Source organism: Pseudoalteromonas sp. BSi20429 (assembly GCF_000238895.1).
Lineage (GTDB): Bacteria > Pseudomonadota > Gammaproteobacteria > Enterobacterales > Alteromonadaceae > Pseudoalteromonas > Pseudoalteromonas arctica.
Genome location: NZ_BADV01000095.1, coordinates 1 through 9572 on the forward strand (window position 1 = coordinate 1; position 9572 = coordinate 9572).

General features: G+C 39.9%; 10 protein-coding genes and 1 tRNA gene. 4 read left to right on the plus strand and 7 right to left on the minus strand.

Annotated elements, in window-relative coordinates; all coding sequences use genetic code 11:
* Positions 1-53: 53 nt before the first annotated feature.
* The 3 genes from P20429_RS02090 to nudE form a co-directional block, all read right to left on the minus strand.
* Positions 54-130, minus strand: a tRNA-Met gene (locus P20429_RS02090).
* Between the two features lie 136 nt (positions 131-266).
* The gene (cysQ, locus tag P20429_RS02085) at positions 267-1070 is read right to left on the minus strand and encodes a 3'(2'),5'-bisphosphate nucleotidase CysQ (protein ID WP_007586545.1); all 804 of its coding nucleotides are present in this window, start codon (positions 1068-1070) and stop codon (positions 267-269) included.
* Positions 1063-1635, minus strand: a complete 573-nt coding sequence (gene nudE, locus P20429_RS02080; protein ID WP_007586548.1) for an ADP compounds hydrolase NudE — start codon at positions 1633-1635, stop codon at positions 1063-1065. The genes cysQ and nudE overlap by 8 nt, the downstream gene beginning before the upstream one ends.
* 61 nt (positions 1636-1696) lie before the next feature.
* On the opposite strand from nudE, the gene yrfG reads away from it, so the two are divergent.
* Positions 1697-2344 carry a GMP/IMP nucleotidase gene (gene yrfG / locus P20429_RS02075; protein WP_007378908.1) on the plus strand — a complete coding sequence of 216 codons (648 nt, stop codon included), beginning with the start codon at positions 1697-1699 and terminating at the stop codon, positions 2342-2344.
* A gap of 15 nt (positions 2345-2359) precedes the next feature.
* Here the strand turns inward: yrfG and P20429_RS02070 are convergent, their stop codons facing one another.
* The 3 genes from P20429_RS02070 to P20429_RS02060 form a co-directional block, all read right to left on the minus strand.
* Positions 2360-2983, minus strand: a complete 624-nt coding sequence (locus tag P20429_RS02070) for a dUTP diphosphatase (RefSeq protein WP_007586550.1) — start codon at positions 2981-2983, stop codon at positions 2360-2362.
* A gap of 105 nt (positions 2984-3088) precedes the next feature.
* Positions 3089-3457: a YacL family protein gene (locus P20429_RS02065; protein ID WP_024592461.1), complete on the minus strand. Its 369-nt coding sequence runs from the start codon at positions 3455-3457 to the stop codon at positions 3089-3091.
* Between the two features lie 116 nt (positions 3458-3573).
* Positions 3574-3798, minus strand: a complete 225-nt coding sequence (locus tag P20429_RS02060; protein WP_002963009.1) for a hypothetical protein — start codon at positions 3796-3798, stop codon at positions 3574-3576.
* A 303-nt stretch (positions 3799-4101) separates the two neighbouring features.
* Here P20429_RS02060 and uvrD point away from each other — a divergent pair, with 303 nt between their 5' ends.
* The 3 genes from uvrD (at position 4102) to P20429_RS02045 (ending at position 9265) form a co-directional block, all read left to right on the plus strand.
* Positions 4102-6267, plus strand: coding sequence for a DNA helicase II (gene uvrD / locus P20429_RS02055; protein WP_007586555.1), 2166 nt, complete (start codon positions 4102-4104; stop codon positions 6265-6267).
* Complete coding sequence (locus tag P20429_RS02050; protein ID WP_007586557.1) at positions 6245-8314, plus strand: GNAT family N-acetyltransferase; 2070 nt, start codon at positions 6245-6247, stop codon at positions 8312-8314. Before uvrD ends, P20429_RS02050 begins: the two co-directional genes overlap by 23 nt.
* Positions 8315-8416: 102 nt before the next feature.
* Positions 8417-9265, plus strand: a complete 849-nt coding sequence (locus tag P20429_RS02045) for a hypothetical protein (protein ID WP_007586559.1) — start codon at positions 8417-8419, stop codon at positions 9263-9265.
* 116 nt (positions 9266-9381) lie between these two features.
* On the opposite strand, the gene P20429_RS20925 is transcribed toward P20429_RS02045, so the two are convergent.
* On the minus strand, positions 9382-9572 hold a 191-nt coding region (locus P20429_RS20925), incomplete at its 5' end, for a hypothetical protein (protein ID WP_237715166.1).

Consider the following 9572-nt stretch of genomic DNA (forward strand, 5'->3'; position numbering starts at 1 on the left):
TACTCTTAAGTCTTAGTAAGTTTTACGTAGTTAACGTAATTACTTATAAAAATTGGTTGCGGGAGCCGGATTTGAACCGACGACCTTCGGGTTATGAGCCCGACGAGCTACCAGACTGCTCCATCCCGCGCCTGTAATTTCTTTAAAACATTTTCGTAATATTTACGAGCCTGCCTTGAAGAGAGCGCTACTATATAGGAATAAACATTTAATGCAAGGCCTAAACTAATTAAAGTTGTTCAACCGGACAAAAAGCAATCAAATTGCTATTCTGCGCTCAACCTTTGATGCGGATTAATCATTTTTTGCCATTCCCAGTCTGGATGCCCCATCACTATAAAGTCAGGGTTCTCAGTACTCTCGCGTTGGTTGTACGTTAGCGGGTTAAATTCTGCATCGGTAATACAACCACCGGCTTCTTCAACAATAACTTGTGAAGCACCTGTATCCCACTCTCCCGTTGGACCAATTCTTAAAAAACAATCTGCTTTGCCTTCTGCAACAGTACAAGCTTTTAATGAGCACGAGCCAATAGCAATAGTTGTAAACTGACTATTTAAATACTGACTCACCGCTTCTATTTTTTGGCGGCGGCTCACTGCAAGCGTCAAGTTCTCTGGCGGCGCTACAGATATTTGCTTATCAATTGAGTTTTCACGTTTAAAGGCACCATTTTTAGCTGTAGCAAAATAAGTCACACCTTTTGCAGGCCAATGAATAACTCCAAGCACAGGATGATTATTTTCAATCAATGCAATGTTTACTGCAAAGTCGCCACTTTCTAAAATAAATTCGCCTGTACCATCCATCGGATCGAGCAACCAATAGCGCTGCCAGTCCTGTCTGTCGGCGAGTGCAGGTATAGGTGTTTCTTCCGACATAATTGGGATATCGGGCGCTAAGACTTTTAATCCAGCAACCAGTACGTCATTTGCTGCTAAGTCAGCTTTGGTAACAGGCGTATTATCTGATTTCTCTTGTTGGCCAATATCGCCTTTTTTATAAATGGCCATAATTGCATCGCCAGCACGCTCAGCTAATTCAATACACGGTTCGATTAATTTATTCATCGGCAGCTCCAGACGCTAAATACTTATCTAATAATAGCAAAGCTGCAACACTGCGTGCTTCGGTAAAATCTTCTTGGTCTAATAATGACTGCCACTGAGTTAATGGCCACTTAACAACAACAAGCGGCTCTGGTTCGTCGCCAATAAGGGTTTGTGGGTATAATTGCTTAGCAAATAAAATATGCATAGTGGCATTAAAGTAACTCGGCGCCATTGTTACTGTTCTTAATGGTTTAAAATACTCAGCACCAAAGCCAATTTCTTCTTTAAGCTCTCTGTTAGCAGCTTGCTCTGGCGTTTCGCCCGGATCGATTAAGCCTTTAGGAAAACCTAACTGGTAATCGTTTGTGCCCGCACAGTATTCACGTACAAGTAGTAATTCGTTGTCTGCACTTAACGGAACAATCATCACTGCTCCCCGGCCACCGCCGCGAATTCGCTCATACTGGCGCTCTTCGTTATTAGAAAACTTTAGCTCTAAAGACTCCACAGTAAACAGGCGGCTTTTAGCGACAACATTGTTACTGAGGATTTGTGGTGGTGTTGGGTGCTTTTTCTGTGTCATTGGCGTTAATTTGCTATCATGGCAGTTAGTTCAATAATAAACCTTATAAGTTGAAATTCCTATGTTAAATTGGTCAAAAATCGATACCGTTTTGCTCGACATGGATGGAACATTACTCGATTTACATTACGACAGTCATTTTTGGCTTAACGTTATTCCTGCGCAACACGCATTAGCAAGGGGCATTAGCCTAGATGCAGCTAAAGCAGATATTTTAAAACGCTATCAAGCTGTGAGCGGTCAAATACAGTGGTATTGTTTAGATTATTGGGAGCAGCAATTAAGCTTGCCTATAATGGAGCTTAAACGAGAGTCTCAGCATTTAATTAAAATGCGCGAAGACGTACCTCATTTTTTAACTGAGCTTAAAAAAGCAGGCAAAGAGTTAATTTTACTTACCAACGCCCACCCTGAGAGTGTCATGCTTAAATTTGAGCATACAGCGATTGATAACTACCTAGATGGCGTAGTGTCTACTCATGAATATGGAGTAAGTAAAGAGCAACAAAGTTTGTGGCACCAAGTACAAAAAGACTTAGGGTTTAATAAGCAGCGCACTTTGTTTGTAGATGACAGTGTGCCGGTTTTGAATGCCGCGCGAGAATACGGCATTGAGCACTTACTTGCAGTTGCTAACCCAGATAGCCAACAACCACATAACGAAATAGCCGATTACCTAAGTGTTACCGACTATCGTAAGATTATCTAACTCAACTTACGTGACTTAAATTTTTGGGTAACGCGCTTCTAGCCCTTGATATACTAACTTTGCAAAATCTGCATGTTCTGTATCAAGGCTTTTAACTACTTCAACTAAATGCTCGTTATCTTCTTGCCCATTCCATTCTTTAATATAGCTACCATCTTTGTAACCGTGATCTTGGCGGAAAAAGTTTAACGTGTTTTTACCTACGTAGCCGCGATATAAATCATCAATATCCATACCCATTTGCGCCATACAGCCGGCAAAGGCACCTGCATTAAACGTTTTATCAGCAACAGCAGACGCCGCCAATATCTCTAGTGTTTGTTTAAAGTCATCAGCTTGTTGAGCATTGCTAAGCTCAGTTTCAAGTTGCTTTGCTAAGTCTTCGTAGCTAGTTTCACCGTCAATTCTAAGCGATAGACCAAAATGAAAAATATCAACCAACTCTAAAATAACTTGTTCAGTATCTGGTGTTTGTTTTTTCCACCATTTCCAACCATGATGATCCAACATTTCAGCACACTCAACCCAAATAGCGCGGTACCATTCAAACCCTTGAGTAAACCATTGCTCATGTACTTTAGTATTCATGGCGTTTTGCATTTCTAGCATCACTACTAGCTTGTTTAAATTGGCAGACATATCAGTTCCTGTCGTTTTGATTGGCGTAATGTTCGTTGGTGTAATAATACAGATAAAATGCTGATTGTGCATTGCTGTATATTTTTATTAGTGTGCTAGTTATGTTTATCGTGACGTCGTAAACTCATGCCATGAATCAATTAAATCAATGAAATCTTCAAAGCCACAACCACTACTTAAACCATTTTCTTCAAGCGCTAAATCGTCATCTTGATACGCTATTAGGTCTTCGCTGTCTTGATGAAGCGCATGGGCTTCAAATAATGCTTCGTCTTTCGTTAATATTAAATCTATTTCTTGGCCTTTTAGCGTTAGCGGCTCATAGCTTGAACTCACCGATGCAATAAGCGCTTGCACCATGGCTACTTTGTCTTTGCCTATTTCTTCGTTTAGCCAGCGACCAATAATAGCGTGTTCACTGCTTATTTTAATACGTAGCCCACTAATAGGGTCGCGAATAAATTGATATTCCATAGGGTTTGCCTGTAAATCTTTAGTTGCGTAATTATATACGTAAACGCCCGTAAACCACAGGGCATATAAAGTAAAATAGCGCCACATGGGCGCTATTTTACTCAACTTTAAAACCGTTAACTTCGCGATCTATAACGCGCTGCGTCAATAATCGACCATAAGTAAATAATAGGCACAAGTACAAAGCCTACAAGCACATAAATTAGTGCGTAACTTATTATAATAGCGAGTGCAAAAAATATAGCCGCTAAAATACGCCCTTGCACTAACTGCCCTAAACCAGGAAAAAATATATTACATAATGCTGCGATTACGTTACCGCCAGAACCTTGATCTGCCATACTAACCTCTGTATTTATTTGATTTTATAATTATTTACTTACACACTCTATGCCAATTTATTAAAGCTTACAAATCAAATAGTTAAATTAGTCTAGATTTAGAGAGTTAGTAAATTTTGCTAACTTTAGGTCAAATTAGCAATTTTTGTTATGTGTTTGCACTTTTCGATTCGCTCAATTAATTAGCAAGTTACTCGTTTTGAACACTATTTTATAAATAGCTGTTTATAAAAACAGTATTTTATTTAGCCTAACAAAAACACCTGTTATACTGGCCACAATATTGATTAAAAAGGCGTAACGATGGACGTTTCACAATTACTCGATGGCTTAAATGACAAACAACGCGATGCCGTTGCAGCCCCACTACAAAACATGCTGGTATTAGCAGGTGCTGGGTCTGGTAAAACACGAGTGTTAGTTCATCGTATTGCGTGGCTTATGCAAGTTGAGCAAGCCTCCGCTTACAGTATTTTTGCAGTTACTTTTACTAATAAAGCCGCTAAAGAAATGCGTGGCCGCGTTGAAGAAACACTAAAAGCGCCTGTAGGTGGTATGTGGATTGGTACTTTCCATGGTTTATCGCATCGTATTTTACGTGCTCATCACCGTGAAGCTAATTTACCAGAAGCCTTTCAAATTTTAGACTCTGACGATCAGCTTCGGATGATCAAGCGCTTATTAAAATCGATGAATATTGATGATAAAAAATGGCCCGCTAAGCAATTTGGCTGGTACATAAGCGCCAAAAAAGATGAAGCACTTCGCCCTAAAGATATTCAAGCATACGATATTAATGAGCAAATGATGCTGCGTGTTTATGCCGCCTATCAAGAGGCCTGTGATAGAGCGGGCCTAGTTGATTTTGCTGAAATATTACTACGCAGCTACGAAGTGTTAAAAAATAACCCTACGTTACTGCGTCATTATCAGCAACGCTTTGCGCATATGCTCGTAGACGAGTTCCAAGATACAAATACCATTCAATATGCTTGGTTAAAATTACTTGCTGGCGATACTAACAGCATTATGATTGTAGGCGACGATGACCAAAGCATTTATGGTTGGCGTGGTGCTAAAATCGAAAACATTAAACGTTTTTTAACTGACTTTAGCGCAGAAACCATTCGTCTTGAACAAAACTACCGCTCAACAGCGACTATTTTGAAAGCGTCTAACGCATTAATTCAAAATAACTCAGAACGTATGGGTAAAAGCTTGTGGACCGACGGTAACGACGGCGAGCCAATCTCTATTTATGCAGCATTTAATGAGTTAGACGAAGCACGCTTTGTAAGTAGCAAACTACGAAGCTGGTTAAATGCAGGTAATGCCCTACAAGATGCCGCAATTTTATACCGTAGTAACGCGCAATCTCGTGTACTTGAGGAGGCCATGCTGCAAGAAGGCTTAAAATACCGTATTTATGGTGGTATGCGATTCTTCGAACGACAAGAAATTAAAGATGCGCTTTCGTATTTACGCCTAGTAGGTAATCGTCAAGACGATGCCGCGTTTGAGCGTGTAATTAATACGCCAGCACGCGGTATTGGTGATAAAACATTGAGCCATATACGAGATTGTGCACGAGCAGAATCGTTACCGCTTTGGTATGCCGCAAAAGCAATTGTAGAACAACAGCACTTATCTGGTCGTGCCTCTGGTGCAGTAAGTAAGTTTGTAGAACTAGTTGAACAAATAGAAGATAAAATTAGCGATCTAACTTTGCATGAGCAAGCCAAGTACACAATTCAAACCTCAGGCTTGATGGCAATGTACCAAGCTGAAAAAGGTGAAAAAGGCCGTGCTCGCGTAGAAAACTTAGAAGAACTAATTAGCGCATGTGACCAGTACGAACTTCCTGAAGACGAAGAATACAGCTCGCCTTTACAAGGCTTTTTAGCCCATACGTCACTTGAGTCAGGTGAAGGACAAGCAGAAGAGCACGAAGATGCCGTACAAATGATGACGCTTCACTCAGCTAAAGGATTAGAGTTTCCGTTAGTGTTTATGGTGGGCGTAGAAGAAGGCATGTTCCCTTCTCAGCAAAGTAACGAAGAGTCTGGCCGCTTAGAAGAAGAGCGCCGCCTTTGTTATGTAGGCATGACACGAGCAATGGATAAGTTATACATTAGCCATGCTGAGAGTCGCCGCTTATACGGGCAAGAAAAATACCATAGCCCATCACGCTTTTTACGCGAAATCCCTGAGGACTGCGTAGAAGAAATCCGTATTAAAACACAGGTTTCTCGTCCACCTGCCGCCGGGCGTTTTAGCGCATCAGTTAGCCATGCCGCATTTGAAGACAGTGGTTTTAACTTAGGACAACGAGTTTTGCATGCTAAGTTTGGTGTTGGTACCGTACTTAATTACGAAGGCAGTGGCGCGCAATCTCGCGTACAAGTTAACTTTGACGACCTTGGCAGTAAATGGTTAGTAACGGCCTATGCACGATTACAAGCTGTATAAATCTCACCTAAATGAGTTAGAACAACAACTAGCTGGCGCGTATCATCGTCAGCTAGTGTTGATTACGGGCAGCCCTGCTTGGTGTTATGAATTACTTAACTCATTAATAGATGAAAACAATACACTTGTTGTATCAAAGCAGTGCGCGATTAAAAATTCGTACTGGCCTACTCGCACTCACCAAATTTTAGGGCAAGAATTTGCTCATGCTGTTTACGATGGTTTTAGTGGTTTACACCCTGATAAACTTGCAGCACTTACCGGCACCGTTAAAGCAGGCGGTATACTGTTTTTATTACTGCCCGAATTAAATGATTTAGCCTCTTGGCAAGACCCCTCATTAAGTACAGTGCAATCACACGGTCAGAGTATTGACTACAGTTTATTTAATCATCGTTTCGCGGCTATTATTAAGCGATTACCCGCTTTTCATTTTAGTGAACAAAATGGCTGTATTAGTAATCTCGTCAGCTCTGTTACGGATAATAAAATTGACTATCTACCACAGCAAAACTGCGTTGAACAAATAGTAAAAGTAGCTAATGGTCGTGCCAACAGGCCTTTACTCATTAATGCTGATAGAGGTAGAGGTAAGTCGGCAGCACTTGGCTTAGCAGCCGCAAAATTGACTGATAAAAAAGTAATTATTTGCAGCACTCAGTTTAAAGCGACCCATAGTAGCTTTAAACATTTAGCCAACGAGCTGAGCCTTCAATACAACGCTGAACATAAACAGCTCGCCAACTTGCACTACGTTGCACCTGACGCGTTATTAAATGCATTACCTGAGTGCGATTTATTACTCATTGATGAAGCTGCCGCGATCCCTGTTCCGTTATTGCTAAAAATGCTAGCTCATTACCCTCGTATAGTATTTGCAAGTACACTGGTTGGGTATGAGGGCAATGGTAGGGGTTACACCATTCGCTTTAGTAACTATATAAAAGCGCACTATAAAGCCTCTAAAGTTGTAACGCTTGATGAGCCACTGCGTTTTGCTAAACACGATCCCCTCGAGAAGCACATTCGCACCTTGCTTGCACTCGGTGCACAATATAAAGAGTTAAGTAGTGAGCAATTAGAGCAGCCAGTTCATAGCGAAATAACTCAGCAATCCCTTGTAAACAATGAGCCTTTACTGCAACAAGTTATTGCCCTGCTTGCATTGGCTCACTATCAAAGTAGTGTAAACGATTTACGCCAACTACTAGACGCACCATCGCAACGAATATTCATCAGCAAAATTAACAATCAATTAGTTGGTGTATGTTTAATCGCAATAGAAGGTGGTTTAAGTGAAGAACTTGCTCTACAGGTTATAAGCGGAGAGCGCCGCCCACAGGGTCATTTAATGGCTCAAACCCTCTCACAACTTAGTTTTAATAATGACTACTTAACACAGTTGAGCGCTCGCGTTGTACGAATAGCGATTGATCCGAGTTCTCACAATATGGGTTTTGGTAAAAAGCTACTTAGCTATTGCGAGTCGCAAGTAAAAAGCCAATGTAGTTGGTTTGGTGCAAGCTTTGGCGCAACAGCGCAGCTACTTAACTTTTGGCAAAAACAAGGGTTTGATACCGTAAAACTGGGTTATCAACGCGATAAAAGCACAGCTGAACATTCAGCGCTTGTGGTTAAATGCTTAAGCAATAAAAGTGCAATTATCCAACCTTTGAAAAAGCAGTTTAAAAACGACTTTTTTTATGCTCTTTTAACAAATTTTAAAACACTAGACTGGCAACTTGTAAGTATTTTAATTGAAGGATTTAGCGATGAGTTAGTAAGCCCCGAGACTCGCGAACGATTAGCCTTGCTCGTAAACAGTAACTTCACTCAATTTAATATCTCTGCGACTCTCTGGCAGGTAGTGAATCAGTCTCCTTCTTGTATGTCTCAATTAACAGAGTCTGATAAACAACTTTTAATAAAGTTAGTGCTGCAAAATGAATGTAATGAAAAAGTGATTCAACACTTAGGTTTATTAGGAAAAAAGCAGCTTGAGAATCACTTTAAACGTGCCATAAAAAACCTCACTAGTGCCATCTAATAACTCCTAGTTACCTATCTCTATTAAATCTTATCCATCTTTAAGCTATTTATTTAATTTGTTCTATCCTTAAAGCATTAACAGGTAAATTAAGATAAAGGCATGGAATTAATAAACTTTAAAGTGGGCTGCAAAACAATTTCACTTAAAATACTCGATATTTTATTAACAGAACGCTTTGACAATAATCTAACAACTTTACCCAACAATAATAAAAGCTTTATTGGTGTTAAAGATTATATGGATATACCAACGCCTGTGTTTGATTTAGGTATTATTTTAAATAATATCTCAACCGAACAAAGTAATGCGCATGTACTAAAACAACTAAGAACATGGCAAGAAAAACTATTAAACTGGTTCAATACCCTTCAAAGTAACTTGCTAAATAGCTCGGCTTCTATTTCAAGCAATGATGCAGAACTACAAGATTTTGTTCTGTTTTACAAAGAGTTCAACACCGATAATGAAGACTTAAAACTAACAATGTCTCGACTTAACGAACCTTTCCAATCATTGCTAGAAACGGTAAAAGAAGCTATATCAGCTCATAATCAAAGCGATTATAAACAAGTATCAGCTCTGCTCGAAAAAATTAAGCGTAGTAACCTAATTCAGCTAGAGCGTTTATTCGAATCAGCTAAAGAGCAAATAACCTTAGACTATAAACCTATTATTGTTTTTACCACTAAAGACGGCTTAAACCCACACGTAGGGTTATTGGTAGATAAAGTCGAAGATAATATCGACTATAAAAAAGAAGACATTAAACCACTAGATAAGCTCACTGAGGTCGGTTTTGATCTAGACCCACAAACTAAAAATATGATGCGAGGATTAATCAAGCTTTCACAAAAGCACAGTGTATTAATTGATCCAAGCGTAATATTTAAACCAACACAACTAGAAGAATCTGAAAGTGAAGAAACTCAAGCTTACGGACTATTTTAAATAGTCTTTAGATTTGGTTATAAACTTTAGTACTGAAGTAAGGAGCTATTCTGCTCGACTTGTACATTTAGATAAATTGGAGAGAAATCGAGTGCGTAATGTTAGTTACTCATATTTCACTTTTCTGCAAACGTAAAAAAGCCCGAATCGTTAGATCCGGGCTCTCTACAATGTGAAGTCGGTGCGCTACGCAGTAGGATGTCGTAGTGCCCACAGCGGTGGAGAGTCACGTAGCAAATGCTACTGTATTGGCCGACTGAGTTATTGAGGGATTTTGTTGTGATTCTAGCGTCGGGAGTCGCTGCGC

What these genes read in the sequence shown, in the direction of transcription:
- uvrD (WP_007586555.1), top strand. Translation starts at nt 4,102, where the DNA reads ATGGACGTTTCACAATTACTCGATGGCTTAAATGACAAACAACGCGAT.
- P20429_RS02065 (WP_024592461.1), bottom strand. Translation starts at nt 3,457, where the DNA reads ATGGAATATCAATTTATTCGCGACCCTATTAGTGGGCTACGTATTAAA.
- P20429_RS02060 (WP_002963009.1), bottom strand. Translation starts at nt 3,798, where the DNA reads ATGGCAGATCAAGGTTCTGGCGGTAACGTAATCGCAGCATTATGTAAT.
- yrfG (WP_007378908.1), top strand. Translation starts at nt 1,697, where the DNA reads ATGTTAAATTGGTCAAAAATCGATACCGTTTTGCTCGACATGGATGGA.
- P20429_RS02070 (WP_007586550.1), bottom strand. Translation starts at nt 2,983, where the DNA reads ATGTCTGCCAATTTAAACAAGCTAGTAGTGATGCTAGAAATGCAAAAC.
- P20429_RS02050 (WP_007586557.1), top strand. Translation starts at nt 6,245, where the DNA reads ATGCACGATTACAAGCTGTATAAATCTCACCTAAATGAGTTAGAACAA.
- P20429_RS02045 (WP_007586559.1), top strand. Translation starts at nt 8,417, where the DNA reads ATGGAATTAATAAACTTTAAAGTGGGCTGCAAAACAATTTCACTTAAA.
- cysQ (WP_007586545.1), bottom strand. Translation starts at nt 1,070, where the DNA reads ATGAATAAATTAATCGAACCGTGTATTGAATTAGCTGAGCGTGCTGGC.
- nudE (WP_007586548.1), bottom strand. Translation starts at nt 1,635, where the DNA reads ATGACACAGAAAAAGCACCCAACACCACCACAAATCCTCAGTAACAAT.